Source organism: Lysobacter avium (genome assembly GCF_015209745.1).
In the GTDB taxonomy this organism is placed as follows: domain Bacteria; phylum Pseudomonadota; class Gammaproteobacteria; order Xanthomonadales; family Xanthomonadaceae; genus Novilysobacter; species Novilysobacter avium.
In genome coordinates, this window is record NZ_CP063657.1 from 1,881,896 (window position 1) to 1,896,323 (window position 14,428).

The window sequence follows — 14,428 nt, forward strand, 5'->3', positions numbered from 1 at the left end:
GATTTTACGCCTTTCGTCCGGAGAGCAGGCCAAACAGCGCGATACCGATGGCGCCGCCGACAATCGCTGCGTCGGCAATGTTGAACGCGGGCCAGTACCAGTCCTGCCAATGCCACTGGATGAAGTCGACCACGTGGCCGTGCAACAGGCGGTCGACGACGTTGCCGATCGCCCCGCCGATGACGAGCGCGTACGGCAGCGCGGTCTTCCAGTCGCTGCGCGGGGTGCGCCACAGCCAGTAGCCGAGCAACCCGCTGATGCCCGCGGCAAGCACGATGAAGAAGTACTTCTGCCAGCCGCCAGCATCGCTGAGAAAGCTGAACGCCGCGCCGGTGTTGTAGGTGCGGTACCAGTTCCAGACGCCCTCGATCACCGGCACGGGAGTGTATTCCGGCAGCGATGAGAGCACCCACGCCTTGCTGAGCTGGTCGAGCACGATCACCACGGCCGACAGCGCCAGCCAGACCAACGCGTTGGGCTTTACGCCCGGCGTTGCGTCAACGGCCGCCATCAGAACCACTTCCTGTGTTCGCCGTTGCCGTCCACGTTGTCCACGCAGCGGCCACACAGGGTCGGATGCGCGGTGTGCGTGCCGACGTCCTCGCGGTGATGCCAGCAGCGCCCGCACTTGGGCTTGGTGCTGGGTATCGCGATCACCTCGATCTCCGACGCCGCATCGTTGGAGGACATGTAAACGTCGCCGCTGATGAACAGGAAGCGCAGCTCGTCGACGAACGGCGACAGCCAGTTCTGGTCCGCGACGCCGCAGCGCAGGGCGATCTCGGCATCCAGCGCGGCGCCGATCTTCCCCTCGGCGCGCATCGGCTCCAGCACCTTGCTCATCTGCTCGCGCAGGGCCAGCAGGCGCTTGAAGTCGTCGGCCGACAGGGGCGCGTCGTCAGACAGCGGGGCGAGGCCGTCGTACCAGGTGGCAAACAGCACATTGCCCTCGCGCGGGCCGTTCGCGGTCACAGCCGGCAGGTGGTTCCACATCTCCTCGGCGGTGAAGCTGAGGATCGGCGCGATCCAGCGCACGAACGCCTCGGCGATGCGGTACATCGCCGCCTGCGCCGAACGCCGGCCCGGCGAGTTCTCCTGCATCGTGTACAGGCGGTCCTTGGTGACATCCAGGTACAGCGAGCCCAGGTCGACGCTGCAGAAGTTGGCGAGGATCTGCACGATCTCGGGGAAATCGTAGGCCGTGTAGGCGTCCACGATCCGCTGCTGCAGGCCGTATGCGCGGTGCACGATCCAGCGGTCCAGCTCGACCATCTCGTCAACCGGCATCAGGTGCGCGGCCGGGTCGAAGCCGTGCAGGTTGCCCAGCAGGAAGCGCGCGGTGTTGCGGATGCGGCGGTAGCCGTCGCCGCTGCGCTTGAGGATCTCGTCGGAGACCGACATCTCGTTGCGGTAGTCGGCCGAGGCGATCCACAGCCGCAGCACGTCGGCGCCCATCGCGTCGATGACGTTCTGCGGAGCGACCACGTTGCCCAGCGACTTGGACATCTTGCGGCCGGCCGCATCCACCGCGAAGCCATGCGTCAGCACCTGCCGGTACGGCGCGACGCCGTCCATCGCCACGCCGGTCAGCAGCGAGGACTGGAACCAGCCGCGGTGCTGGTCGGAGCCTTCCAGGTACAGGTCGGCGGGCTTGCGGAGACCGTCTTCGGGACGCTGCGCGAGCACGCACTCGTGGGTCACACCCGAATCGAACCAGACATCGAGGATGTCGGTGACCTTCTCGTAATCGCCCGCCTCATCGCCGAGCAGGCTGGCGGGGTCCAGCGAGTACCAGACGTCGATGCCCTCGGCCTCGACCAACGCGGCGACCTGGTGCATCAGCTCGACCGAGCGCGGGTGCGGCTCGCCGCTGATGCGGTGGATGAACAGTGCGATCGGCACGCCCCAGGTGCGCTGGCGGCTGATGCACCAGTCCGGGCGGCCTTCGACCATGCCGGCGATGCGCGCCTGGCCCCATTCGGGGATCCAGGCGACATCCTTGATCGCCTGCAGCGCGTCGGCGCGCAGGTCGGCCTTGTCCATCGAGATGAACCACTGCGGCGTGGCCCGGAACGCGACCGGCGTCTTGTGCCGCCAGCAGTGCGGGTAGCTATGCTCGGTGCGGGTCGCGGCCAGCAGCGCGTCGGTGCCGCGCAGGGCATCGACGATGATGTCGTTGGCCTTCCAGATGTGGTTGCCTTCCAGGGCGGTATCGCCCATCGGCGGCGTGCCGGGCAGGTAGACGCCGCGGGCGTCGACCGGGTTGATCTGGGCGGCGGTGTACTGCTGGATCAGGTCGTACTGGCGCGCGACCGCGAAGTCTTCCTGGCCGTGGCCGGGCGCGGTGTGGACGTTGCCGGTGCCGTCCTCGTCGGAGACGTGCTCGCCCAGCAGCAGCGGGATCTCGCGCTCGGCGTAGAACGGGTGCTGGACGACCAGCGATTCCAGATCCTCGCCCTTGGCGTGGCCGTGCACGATGACCTCGTCCACGCCGTAGCGGGCCAGCGCAGCCGCCGCCAGCGTCTCGGCCAGGACCAGCCAGCGACGGCCACCGTCGGCACGCGCCGGGCCTTCGACCAGCACGTAATCGATCGCCGGGCCGACACTGATCGCCAGGCTGGCCGGCAGCGTCCACGGCGTGGTGGTCCAGATCGGGACCGCCACCTGTACGTCTGCATCGGCGACCGCGCCGAAGCGGGTCGCGAATTTTTCCGCCGACAACGCCGTGTAGGCGACATCGACCGCCGGGGAGACCTTGTCGGCGTACTCGATTTCCGCCTCGGCCAGCGCCGAGCCGCAGTCAAAGCACCAGTGCACCGGCTTGGAGCCGCGCACCAGGTGGCCCCGCTCGATGATCTTCGCCAGCGAGCGCAGCATGCCTGCCTCGTAGCTGAAATCCATCGAGCGATATGGGTTCTCCCAGTCGCCGATCACGCCCAGGCGCTTGAAATCCGTCCGCTGCAGTTCGATCTGCTCGGCGGCGTACTCGCGGCACTTCTGGCGGAATTCGACCGCGTCCAGCTTGGTGCCGACCTTGCCGTACTTCTTCTCCACCGCGATCTCGATCGGCAGGCCGTGGCAATCCCAGCCCGGCACGTAGGGCGCGTCGAAGCCCGACAGCAGCTTGGACTTGACCACCATGTCCTTGAGCACCTTGTTGACCGCGTGGCCGATGTGGATCACGCCGTTCGCATACGGAGGACCGTCGTGCAGGACGAAGGTCTCGCGCGATGCGGTGTGCTCGCGGATGCGGTCGTACAGGCCGTCTTCCTCCCAGCGGGCGAGCGTGAGCGGCTCGCGCTTGGGCAGGTCGCCGCGCATCGGGAATTCGGTCGATGGCAGGTTCAGGGTGGACTTGTAGGGATTGGCGTTTTTATCGCTCACGCAGTGGCTCGCGGTGTAGGGGTCAGGATGGCGCGCGCCTGCTCGGCGTCGCGGTGCATCTGCGCGGTCAGGGCCGGCAGATCGTCAAAGCTTTCTTCGTCGCGCAGCCTGGCGACGAACTCCACCGTGATCCGGCGACCGTACAGGTCACCGTGGAAGTCGAACAGGTGGGCCTCCAGCAGCGGCTCCGTGCCGTTCACGGTGGGCCGGGTGCCAAGGCTGGACACCGAGGCGATGGGCTCGTCCCCCACCCCGTGCACCCAGGTGGCATAGATGCCCGAGAGCGCCGGCGTCTTGCCGCCAAAACGGATGTTGGCGGTCGGATAGCCCAGCGTGCGGCCCAGTTGCGCGCCGCGCACGACCCGGCCACTGATGGCGTACGGGCGGCCCAGCATCCGGGCCGCGGTGGCAAAGTCGCCGGCCTGCAGTGCCTCGCGGATGCGCGTGCTGGACACGCGCTCGCCATCCAGCGTGACCGGCTCGATCGCGCCCGCGGTGAAGCCCGGGCTGGCCTGCGCGCCCATGCGCTGCAGCAGCGCCAAGTCGCCGCCACGGTTCCTGCCGAACTGGAAGCCCGGCCCGACCCACACCTCGCGCGCCTGCAACAGTCGCACCAGCACCTCGTTGACGAAATCCTCCGCGCTCATCGAGGCCATGCGCTTCCTGAAGCGCAGCAGCCCGACCTGATCGATGCCCAGCTCACACAGTCCTTCCGCCTTGGCCCGCGGCGAAAGCAGTCGCGGCGGCGGCGCGCCACGCGCGAACAACTCGCGCGGCAACGGCTCGAAACTGAGGGCGACGGCCGGCAACTTCAATGCCTGCGCACGCTCCACCGCATGGCCGACCAGTGCCCGATGGCCGCGGTGCAGGCCATCAAACGCGCCGATGCAGACCACGCTCCCGCGTGGGCACCGGGTCCCGCCTTCGATATCCCTGAACAGCTTGCTCATCGTCGCGGAGTATAGCCGCCGGGCGGCGCGGCCCGACGTGACCGGCCATCGCTGCCGGGGCGGTTCATGCCGGTACGCACCCGCTACTGCCGCAGGTGCCGCGGCCGCACGCCGGCGATCAGCAGCACCGCGCCATAGGCCGCCGCGCCCGCGCCGATGACGCCCAGCAGCCACGCCCAGCGCAGCCAGCCGGCCATCGCGGACCAGTCGCCGACCCAGCCGCGCAGGAGCACGACGGTCACCGCCATCGCCACCAGCCCCAGGCCGATGCGGGTCAGCCAACCGGGCCAGCCGGGCTGGACCTGGTAGATGCCGTCGCGCTTGAGGAAATGCCACAGCAGGGACGCATTGATGATGCCGGCGATGGCGGTCGCCCCGGCGATCCCGGCGTGCGCGAAGGGCACCTCCAGCCACCACAGCGGAGTGACGATCAGTACTGTCAGCAGCACATTGGCGACCACGGTGATGATCGCCGCCCGCATCGGGGTTTTGGTGTCCTGGCGCGAATAGAACGCCGGCAGCAGCACTTTGCTGAGCATGAAGGCGGGGATGCCGACGCTCATCGCGGTCAGCGCGTAGCCGACCATGCGGGTGTCCTCGGGCGTGAACCGGCCGTAGCGGAACAGCGAGGCGGTCAGCGGTTCGGCCAGCAGCGCGAGGCCCAGCGCGGCCGGCATGCCGACCAGCAGGACCATGCGCAGGCCCCAATCCAGCGAGCGCGAATAGCCGTCGCCATCGCGATCGGCATGCATGCGCGACAGCTGCGGCAGGATCACCGTGCCGATGGCCACGCCGAACAGCCCCAGCGGCAGCTCGGTCAGGCGGTCGGAGTAATACAGCCACGACTGCGCGGCCGGCACCAGCAGCGACGCGAAGACCGTGCCCACCAGCAGGTTTACCTGCGAGACCGAGGACGAGAAGATCGTCGGCAGCATCAGGGTCATCACCCGGCGCACGCCCTTGTGCCGAAGGTTGAATTTGAAGCGCGTGCGCAGGCCCAGGCGCGACATCGCCGGCCACAGCACCAGCATCTGCAGGATGCCGGCCAGCAGCACGCCCCAGGCCAGCGCCTTCTCCGGCACCTGCAGGTAGCCGGCCAGGAACAGCATCGCGCCGATCATCGCCAGGTTGTGCAGCACCGGGGTCAGCGCCGGCAGGCCGAACTGCTTGAAACTGTTGAGCACCGAGCCGGCCAGCGCGGTCATCGAGATGAATACCAGGTACGGGAAGGTGATCCGCAGCATCTGCGCGGTCAGCGGCACCAGGTCGGACTCGGACTGGTCGGCGAAGGCCAGGAACAGCCGCGCGACCCAGGGCGCGGCGAGGATGCCCAGCCCGCTGACCACGACCACCACCGCCAGCAGCGCGCCGGCGACGTGGTCGAGGAAATCCTGCAGGGCCTCGTCGTCGCCTTTTTGCTTCAGCTCCGACAGCAATGGCACGAACGCCGAGGAGAACGAGCCCTCGGCGAAGATCCGGCGCAGGTAGTTGGGAATGCGGTAGGCGACGACGAAGGCGCTGACCGCCGGACCGGCCCCGAACAGGCTGGCCTGGAGCCAGTCACGCAGGTAGCCGGCGATGCGCGAGATGAAGGTCATCACGCTGAACACCGCCGTGGAACGCAACATCCCGCCCTGCTTGACCAAACCCGCCGATCCCCGCATACTTTCCGGTCTGATTTTACGCCGTACCATATTCTCTTCTTCCAGCACCAACAATTTTCAGGAATACGCCGTGGCAAACATCAAGTCCGCCAAGAAGCGCGCCAAGCAGACCGTCGTGCGCAATGCCCGCAACGCGAGCCAGCGCTCGATGCTGCGCACCTCCGTCAAGAAGGTGCTCAAGGCCCTTGGCGAAAATGACGCCGAGAGCGCCGAGGCCGCCTTCAAGGTTGCCCAGCCGATCCTCGACCGTTTCAGCTCGCGTGGCCTGATCCACAAGAACAAGGCAGCCCGTCACAAGGCCCGCCTGAACGCCCGGATCAAGGCGCTGAAGGCCGCCTGATCCGCGCGCCGCGCGCCGGCCAACGCCGGCCGCTGCGGCAACCGCGACATCGGTGGCGACAGGAAAAACCCGGCTCAGGCCGGGTTTTTTCGTGGGCGCGGAAGTCACGCGATGCGCGTCGAGCCGTGTCGTGTCAAACACCGGCTCCGCCATCAGGGTGCTCTCAGCCTTGTTCGGCATCGCGGCGTGCGGCGTCGGCGTCCGCCCGGGCCTGGGCTGCGGCCTCGCCGGCGGCTTCCTGCTCGTCGGCCTTCTGACGGTCGAAGAACGCCATGATCTCCAGCATGATCGGCCAGGTACCCTCGCGGCCGATCGCCGAGGCCAGGAACCAGCGATCCTGCCAGCCCAGCTCGTCGACGATGTCCTGCACCAGCTTCTCGCGCTCGTCCTCGGGCAACAGGTCGGACTTGTTGAACACCAGCCAGCGGGGCTTGGCCAGCAGCTCGGGGTCGTGTTTCTCCAGCTCCCGCTCGATCGCGCGGACCTGGTCGGCCGGGCTCATCTCCACCCCACCCTCCATCGGCGCGACGTCCACCAGGTGCAGCAGCAGCCGCGTGCGCTGCAGGTGGCGCAGGAACTGCGCGCCCAGGCCGGCGCCGTCGGCCGCGCCCTCGATCAGCCCGGGAATGTCGGCGATCACGAAGCTGCGGTATTTCTCGACGCTCACCACGCCCAGGTTCGGATACAGCGTGGTGAACGGGTAGTCGGCCACCTTGGGGGTCGCGGCCGAGACGGCGCGGATCAGGGTGCTCTTGCCGGCGTTGGGGAAGCCCAGCAGGCCGACATCGGCCAGCAGCTTGAGCTCCAGCTTCAGCTCGCGCTCCTCGCCGGGCAGACCGGGGAGCGCCTTGCGCGGCGCGCGGTTGACCGAGGTCTTGAAGTGCATGTTGCCCAGCCCGCCCTTGCCGCCCTGGGCGACCAGCAGGCGCTCGCCGTGGGTGACCATGTCGCCGATCACCTCGTCGGTTTCCACGTTCACCACCACGGTGCCGACAGGCACGGTGATGACGGTGTCCTCCCCGCCCTTGCCGTACATCTGCCGACCGCGGCCGTCTTCGCCGCGCTGGGCGCGGAAGCGTCGCTGGTGGCGGAAATCGACCAGCGTGTTGAGGTTCTCGTCGGCCTCCAACCAGACGCTGCCGCCTGCCCCGCCGTCGCCGCCGTCCGGCCCGCCGAGCGGGATGTACTTCTCACGGCGGAACCCGACGCAGCCGTTGCCGCCGTTGCCTGCTGAGACCTGGATTTCGGCTTCGTCGACCAGCTTCATGGAAAACCTCGATAAATGGATGCAAGTGCTGCGCGGACGTATTGTGCCCGGGAAACGAAAAGCCCCGCCGGAGCGGGGCCTTCGCAGCACGCTTGCCGGACCAGGCCTCAGCCCGGTCCGCAGCGGTCAAGCGCTGACGACGCTGACGGTGCGGCGCTTCTTCAGGCCCTTGACCGAGAACTCGACCTTGCCATCCACCAGCGCAAACAGCGTGTGGTCACGGCCCAGGCCCACGCCCGGACCCGGATGGAACTGGGTGCCGCGCTGGCGCACGATGATGTTGCCGGCGTCGATCGCCTGGCCACCGTAGATCTTCACGCCGAGGTATTTCGGGTTGGAGTCGCGACCGTTGCGGGTCGAGCCTCCGGACTTTTTATGTGCCATGGCTGCTGCTCCTTACTTCTTGTCGCCACCGGCAATGCCGGTGATCTCGATTTCGGTGTAGTGCTGACGGTGACCCATCTGCTTGCGGTGGTGCTTGCGGCGACGGAACTTGATGATGCGGATCTTGTCCGCACGTCCGTGGCCCACCACCTTGGCACTGACCGTGGCACCCTTGAGTTCGTCGCCGAGCTTCACGCCCTCGCCGTCGCCCAGCATCAGGATGTTGTCGAACTTGATCTCGCTGCCGGCTTCGGCTTCGAGCAGCTCAACGCGCAGGGTCTCGCCCTGCATGACGCGGTATTGCTTACCGCCGGTGACTACCACTGCGTACATGACCATATTCCTCTGTAGTTATTTTTGGTCGCTGCCGCGCCGTCGAGGGCGGACAGAAGCGGAATTGTAATGGGTTCATGGGCTTGCGACAAGCACGCGGGCCTTTTCGCGACGCCGAGGACCCGCAAACCTTCCATTTGCGCCAATTGCCCCCATTTCCTCCACTCAATAAGCTTATCTGTTCGCTTCCGCGCGCTCTTCGCGCGAGCTTCTCCCCCTACCCCACAGGCTTCCTCGATGGCGATGGAATTCATCAGCATCCGCGGTGCGCGGACGCACAACCTCAAGAACATCGATCTCGACATCCCGCGCGACAAGCTGATCGTGATCACCGGCCTGTCCGGCTCGGGCAAGTCGTCGCTGGCGTTCGACACGATCTATGCCGAGGGCCAGCGCCGCTACGTGGAGTCGTTGTCGGCCTACGCGCGGCAGTTCCTGTCGGTGATGGAAAAGCCCGACCTGGATCATATCGAGGGCCTGAGCCCGGCGATCTCGATCGAGCAGAAATCCACCTCGCACAACCCGCGCTCCACGGTGGGCACGATCACCGAGATCTACGACTACCTGCGCCTGCTGTACGCACGCGTGGGGACGCCGCGCTGCCCCGACCACGGCTACCCGCTGGAGGCGCAGACGGTCAGCCAGATGGTTGACCACGTCATTGCGCTGGCAGACAACCCGGCGACCGCGGAACAGCGCTACATGCTGCTGGCGCCGGTGATCCGCGAGCGCAAGGGCGAGCATGCGCAGGTATTCGACCAGCTGCGCGCGCAGGGCTATGTGCGCGTGCGCGTCGATGGCGAGCTGCACGAGATCGACGCGGTGCCGCCGCTGGCGCTGCGCTCCAAGCACACCATCGAGGCGGTGATCGACCGCTTCCGTCCGCGTGAGGATCTGAAGCAACGCCTGGCCGAGTCGTTCGAAACCGCGCTCAAGCTCGGCGACGGCATGGCCCAGGTCGTGTCGCTGGACGATGCCTCCGCCCCCCCGATGCTGTTCTCGTCCAAGTACAGCTGCCCGGTCTGCGACTACTCGCTGCAGGAGCTGGAGCCGCGCCTGTTCTCGTTCAACTCGCCTGTCGGCGCCTGCCCGACCTGCGATGGCCTGGGCATGGCCGAGTACTTCGATCCCGCGCGCGTGGTCGTGCATCCCGAACTGGGCCTGGCAGCCGGCGCGGTGCGTGGCTGGGACCGGCGCAACGCCTACTACTTCCAGCTGATCCAGTCGCTGTCCAAGCACTACGGGTTTGACGTCAACACGCCCTGGAACCTGTTGCCCGAGGACATCCGCCAGGCGGTGCTGTTTGGCAGCGGCACCGAGCAGATCGCCTTCACCTACCTCACCGAGGGCGGCACGCGGCACCAGCGCAAGCACCGCTTCGAAGGCATCGTTCCGAACCTGGAGCGTCGCTACAAGGAGACCGAATCGGCCGCGGTACGCGACGAGCTGAGCAAGTACATCAGCGAGCGGTCCTGCGTGGACTGCGGCGGCCAGCGCCTGAACCGCGCGGCACGCAACGTGTTCGTCGGCGACCGTGCGTTGCCGGAGATCGTGGTGCTACCGATCGACGAGACGTTGGCGTACTTCAAACAGCTCCACCTGGCCGGTTGGCGCGGCGATATCGCCGAGCGCATCGTCAAGGAAATCAGTGACCGCCTGCGCTTCCTGGTCGATGTCGGCCTGGATTACCTGACCCTGGAGCGCAAGGCCGACTCGCTGTCCGGTGGCGAGGCACAGCGCATCCGCCTGGCCTCGCAGATCGGCGCCGGTCTGGTCGGCGTCATGTACGTGCTTGATGAGCCGTCCATCGGCCTGCACCAGCGCGACAACGAACGCCTGCTGGGCACCCTCACCCGCCTGCGCGACCTGGGCAACACGGTGATCGTGGTCGAGCACGACGAGGATGCGATCCGCCTGGCCGACCACATCATCGACATCGGCCCGCGCGCCGGCGTGCACGGTGGCGAAGTCGTGGCCCAGGGTTCCTACGAGGACATCCTGGCCGCGCCGCGCTCGCTGACGGGCGACTACCTGAGCGGTCGCAAGCGCATCGAGGTGCCGGCCAAGCGGCACAAGCCCAATCCCGAGCAAATCCTGCACCTGCGCGGCGCGACCGGGAACAACCTCAAGGATGTCGACCTGGCGATTCCGGCCGGCCTGCTGACCTGCATCACCGGCGTGTCCGGATCGGGCAAGTCGACGCTCATCAACGCCACCCTGTACGAGCTGGCCGCCAATGAACTCAACGGCGCGGCGCGTGCGGTCGCGCCGTTCCGCTCGGTGGAGGGCATGGACCTGTTCGACAAGGTGGTGGAGATCAACCAGTCGCCGATCGGCCGCACCCCGCGCAGCAATCCGGCCACGTACACCGGGCTGTTCACGCCGTTGCGCGAACTGTTCGCCCAGGTGCCCGAGTCGCGTGCGCGCGGCTATGCGCCGGGACGTTTCAGCTTCAACGTGCGCGGCGGGCGCTGCGAGGCCTGCCAGGGCGACGGCCTGATCAAGGTCGAGATGCACTTCCTGCCCGATGTGTACGTGCCCTGCGATGTCTGCGGGGGCAAGCGCTACAACCGCGAGACGCTGCAGATCCTCTACAAGGGCTACAGCATCAGCGACGTGCTGGACATGACCGTGGAGGACGCGCTGGAGCTGTTCGACGCGATTCCGTCGATCTCGCGCAAGCTGGAGACCCTGGTCGACGTCGGCCTGAGCTACGTCAAGCTGGGCCAGTCGGCGACCACGCTGTCGGGCGGCGAGGCGCAACGGGTCAAGCTGTCCAAGGAGCTTTCGCGCCGCGATACCGGGCGCACGCTCTACATCCTGGACGAGCCGACCACCGGCCTGCACTTCCACGACATCGAGGCGTTGCTGGCGGTCCTGCATCGCCTGCGCGACGACGGCAACACGGTGGTGGTGATCGAACACAACCTGGACGTGATCAAGACCGCGGACTGGATCGTCGATCTGGGGCCCGAAGGTGGGCACCGCGGGGGTAACATCCTTGCCAGTGGCACGCCGGAACACATCGCCGGGCTGAAGCACTCGCACACGGGGCATTTCCTCGCGCCGGTGCTGGCCCGCGCGACGGCCGGTGATGAAGCCCGGAAATCCGACACCGACAACGCCACGCCCCGCGCGAGCAAGACGCCGCGCAAGACTGCCAGGAAGACAAGCAAAGCATGAGCGACAAGTCCCCACCCGCGAATCCGGGCAAGCCCGGCGCCAAACCGCGCGCAACGGCGGCGAAGAAGACGCCGTCCAAGAAGGCTGCGACCAGCAAGGCACCGGCGGAACAGCCCGCGGTGAAGAAGGCCGCCGCGCGCAAGACGACCGCGAAGAAGACCGCGGCAGGACAGCGCCCTGCCAAGCAGCAAGGCGCGGCGGAGTCGGCGAAGGCGCTCCCATCAACGCAGAACGATGCAGGCGCCGCTCCCAGCGCGGATCTGATCCGGGTGCCGATGGCGGTGCGCTGGCGTGACCTGGACGCGTTCAACCACGTCAACAACTCCAAGTACCTCAGCTACCTGGAAGAGGCGCGGCTGCACTGGATGATGGGCGTGCCCGGCCAGGGCATGGACGACCACGTGGCACCGGTCGTGGCCGCCGCGCAGCTCAACTACCGTCGGCCGATCACCTGGCCGGCCGAGGTGGTGGTCGAGCTGTTCGTGGAGCGGTTGGGCACCACCAGCCTCAGCATCGGTCACCGCATCGTCGATGATGAGGACCGCTCGATCGTCTACTGCGACGGCAACGTGGTGATGGTGTGGATCGATCGCGACAGCGGCCGTGCGGCCGAGCTGCCACACAAGGTCCGGGAAGCCTGCTCACGCTGAGCGGCGCGGCCGGTAACGCCACATCGCCAACGCGCCATACAGCAACGCCAGCAGCGCCAGGTTGGCCAGCTCTCCCGATACCTCTGCCAGAGTCGCGCCCATCTGGTTGACCTTGACCAGCGCGTTGATTCCCGGCGTGCTGGGCAGCCATTGGGCGATGCGCATCAGCAGCCTTGGCGTGGCCTCCACCGGCCACGACAGGTTGGACAGGAAGAACAGCGGCAGCGAGGTGACGGTGATGAGCTGGAACGCGCGCTCGCGGGTGCGGAAGAAGCTGCCAAAAAACATCGCAAAGCCCACCACCGCGGCGATGAACAAGGCTCCCGCCAGCAACAGGCCCGCCAGGTTGCCGCCGCGCGGGTAATCCTGGAACCAGTACACGAAGCCGCTGAAGTACAGCAGGCTGAGCATCCCCATCATCGCAAAGGCGGCGGCAATGCCGGCCAGGCCCGGTCGCGAGAGCCGCAGCTGCCCATGGCGCTCGCGCCGGGTCGCCGCCATCACCGCCACGCCGATCAGCAGGGTCTGTTGCACGATCAGCGCCGCGACGCCGGGCACGATGCTGCTGCCATACCCTTCGGCGGTATTGAACAGCGGCCGCTCGATCACCTGCAGCGGCGGTCCCGCCGGCACCCCGGCAAATTGCGCCTGGCGGATCGCCACCTCCTGTCCGAAGGCGGTGATTGCCGTCGCCGCGCCCTGCAGCACCAGGCTCGCCCGACCCAGCAGAGTGCCGTTGCCGAACAGCGCCAGCCGGCCCTGACCGCCGCGCAGGATGTCGCGCTGGAAATCCGCCGGCACCAGCAGAATCGCTTCGGCATCGCCACGCTCCACCACGGTGCGCGCATCATCCATTGATCCCAACACGCCGACGACGTGGACCGCGCGCACCGCATCGAGCTTGCGCAGCAGATCGCGGCTCATCGGACTGCGGTCCTGGTCGACCACGACCAGCGGCAGGTCAACGGCCACCTGGTGGCGATACGCGGCCGGGTAGAAGAACGAGTACAGCAGGATCGCGCCGACCAGGGTCAGCATCGCGACCCGGTCCCCGGCGATCGCGCGCAGGGTCTCGCCGAAGGCGAACGTGAACCGGTTCATCGCCGCCCCCACGCTGCCGGGTCGCGCGAGGCCCGCCCCAACAGGACCACGCCGATGGCGCCGGGAATCACCACGAACAGCAGCAAGGCGCCCAGCGGCCAGGCCGAAACCGCCAACGAGGAACCCATGTCGAGTTGTTGCGCCTGCAGCTTGAGGTAGGCGGTGAAAGGCAGCAGCGCGCTCCACAGCCGGGTGAACCAGGACGCGCCCTGCAAAGGGAATGTCGCTGCCGAGAATGCCAGCGACGTGCCCGCATACAGTCCGGCCATCGACAACGCCGAGGCCATGTTGCGGGTGGCCGCGACCAGCAGCAGCGCGATCGCGGCGTAAGCCAAATACATCAGCGCCTGCCCCAGCATCAGCAAGCCGAAGCCGCCGGCCAGCCCGCCGCCGCGCAGCACCGCCAGCCAAACCAGGCTGGCCGCGCCGTACGCGGTGAACAACAGAAGATACGGCGCCATCTTGCCGAGCACCGCCGGCACCAGGCGGTCATGGCTTTCGCGCAGCCAGGCCTGGATGGTCGCGTCGCGCAGTTCGCGCCCGAATGCCCCCACCATCGCCACGCACAGCGCGAGATGCAGGATGGCCGGGAACAGCAGGGCCAGCAGGAACTGCTCGTAGCTGCGACCCGGGTTGAACAGCACGCTGGTCTGCACTGAGACGGGGGCGGCGCGCACGCTCGCCGGACCGCGGGTCAGGGCGACCTCGGCCACCGCCAACTGCGCCGACACCGCCTGCACGGCGCTGTCGATGTCGCGCGCCGCCGCCTGCCCGGCGACCTGGTAACTGGCGTTGAAGTAGCTCAGGACGGTGCCACTGCCGTCGCGCTGGATGTCGCGCCCGGTCCCCGCCGGGATATGCACCACGGCATACACCTTCAGCGCGCGCGCCAGGGAAAACGCCTGCTCCAGCGACGCTGGCTGCTCGGACACCGTCAGCCCCGGCGATGCCTGCAGGTGGCGCACGAGCTCACGGCTGGTCGTGCTTCGATCCAGGTCGACCACGGCGACGGGCAGCTCGCGCGGCACCCCTCCGCTGAACAGCCACGCCACGATGAAAAGCAGCACGCACGGGATCCACGTGGCCAGCGCGAGATCCCAGGGGCTTGCACGCAGGAACCGGCATTCGCGGCGTGCCGATGCCAGCAGCGCCTGCATTGGCGTTGCGCGCTC

Annotated in this window: 12 protein-coding genes; 3 read left to right on the plus strand and 9 right to left on the minus strand. The window is 67.6% G+C overall.

The window, feature by feature from the left end; all coding sequences use genetic code 11:
- Window positions 1–4 precede the first annotated feature (4 nt).
- The 4 genes from lspA to murJ form a co-directional block, all read right to left on the minus strand.
- A complete protein-coding gene (lspA, locus tag INQ42_RS08480) occupies window positions 5–511 on the minus strand; it encodes a signal peptidase II (RefSeq protein ID WP_194033892.1) in 507 nt (168 codons plus the stop codon).
- Window positions 511–3,321, minus strand: a complete 2,811-nt coding sequence (gene ileS, locus INQ42_RS08485; RefSeq protein WP_228064489.1) for an isoleucine--tRNA ligase — start codon at window positions 3,319–3,321, stop codon at window positions 511–513. Before ileS ends, lspA begins: the two co-directional genes overlap by 1 nt.
- A 59-nt stretch (window positions 3,322–3,380) precedes the next feature.
- On the minus strand, window positions 3,381–4,334 hold the full coding sequence (locus INQ42_RS08490; protein ID WP_194033894.1) for a bifunctional riboflavin kinase/FAD synthetase: 954 nt from the start codon (window positions 4,332–4,334) through the stop codon (window positions 3,381–3,383).
- 83 nt (window positions 4,335–4,417) lie between these two features.
- Window positions 4,418–5,962, minus strand: a complete 1,545-nt coding sequence (murJ, locus tag INQ42_RS08495; RefSeq protein WP_194033895.1) for a murein biosynthesis integral membrane protein MurJ — start codon at window positions 5,960–5,962, stop codon at window positions 4,418–4,420.
- 106 nt (window positions 5,963–6,068) lie between these two features.
- Between murJ and rpsT the strand changes: the two genes are divergently transcribed.
- Window positions 6,069–6,338, plus strand: coding sequence for a 30S ribosomal protein S20 (gene rpsT / locus INQ42_RS08500; RefSeq protein WP_043957476.1), 270 nt, complete (start codon window positions 6,069–6,071; stop codon window positions 6,336–6,338).
- A 163-nt stretch (window positions 6,339–6,501) separates the two neighbouring features.
- On the opposite strand, the gene cgtA is transcribed toward rpsT, so the two are convergent.
- The 3 genes from cgtA to rplU form a co-directional block, all read right to left on the minus strand.
- A complete protein-coding gene (cgtA, locus tag INQ42_RS08505) occupies window positions 6,502–7,605 on the minus strand; it encodes an Obg family GTPase CgtA (RefSeq protein ID WP_194033896.1) in 1,104 nt (367 codons plus the stop codon).
- Between the two features lie 126 nt (window positions 7,606–7,731).
- A complete protein-coding gene (gene rpmA, locus INQ42_RS08510) occupies window positions 7,732–7,989 on the minus strand; it encodes a 50S ribosomal protein L27 (protein ID WP_194033897.1) in 258 nt (85 codons plus the stop codon).
- Window positions 7,990–8,001: 12 nt separating this feature from the next.
- Window positions 8,002–8,322: a 50S ribosomal protein L21 gene (gene rplU / locus INQ42_RS08515; RefSeq protein WP_043957504.1), complete on the minus strand. Its 321-nt coding sequence runs from the start codon at window positions 8,320–8,322 to the stop codon at window positions 8,002–8,004.
- A gap of 237 nt (window positions 8,323–8,559) precedes the next feature.
- Between rplU and uvrA the strand changes: the two genes are divergently transcribed.
- Together uvrA and INQ42_RS12935 are read left to right on the plus strand one after the other, a co-directional pair.
- On the plus strand, window positions 8,560–11,505 hold the full coding sequence (gene uvrA / locus INQ42_RS08520) for an excinuclease ABC subunit UvrA (protein WP_194033898.1): 2,946 nt from the start codon (window positions 8,560–8,562) through the stop codon (window positions 11,503–11,505).
- 275 nt (window positions 11,506–11,780) lie between these two features.
- The gene (locus INQ42_RS12935; RefSeq protein WP_248285402.1) at window positions 11,781–12,155 is read left to right on the plus strand and encodes an acyl-CoA thioesterase; all 375 of its coding nucleotides are present in this window, start codon (window positions 11,781–11,783) and stop codon (window positions 12,153–12,155) included.
- Here INQ42_RS12935 and INQ42_RS08530 read toward each other — a convergent pair.
- Together INQ42_RS08530 and INQ42_RS08535 are read right to left on the minus strand one after the other, a co-directional pair.
- Window positions 12,147–13,256: an ABC transporter permease gene (locus tag INQ42_RS08530; protein WP_194033900.1), complete on the minus strand. Its 1,110-nt coding sequence runs from the start codon at window positions 13,254–13,256 to the stop codon at window positions 12,147–12,149. The two genes, INQ42_RS12935 and INQ42_RS08530, sit on opposite strands and share 9 nt — an antisense overlap.
- Window positions 13,253–14,413 carry an ABC transporter permease gene (locus INQ42_RS08535; RefSeq protein WP_194033901.1) on the minus strand — a complete coding sequence of 387 codons (1,161 nt, stop codon included), beginning with the start codon at window positions 14,411–14,413 and terminating at the stop codon, window positions 13,253–13,255. Before INQ42_RS08535 ends, INQ42_RS08530 begins: the two co-directional genes overlap by 4 nt.
- Between the last annotated feature and the right edge of the window lie 15 nt (window positions 14,414–14,428).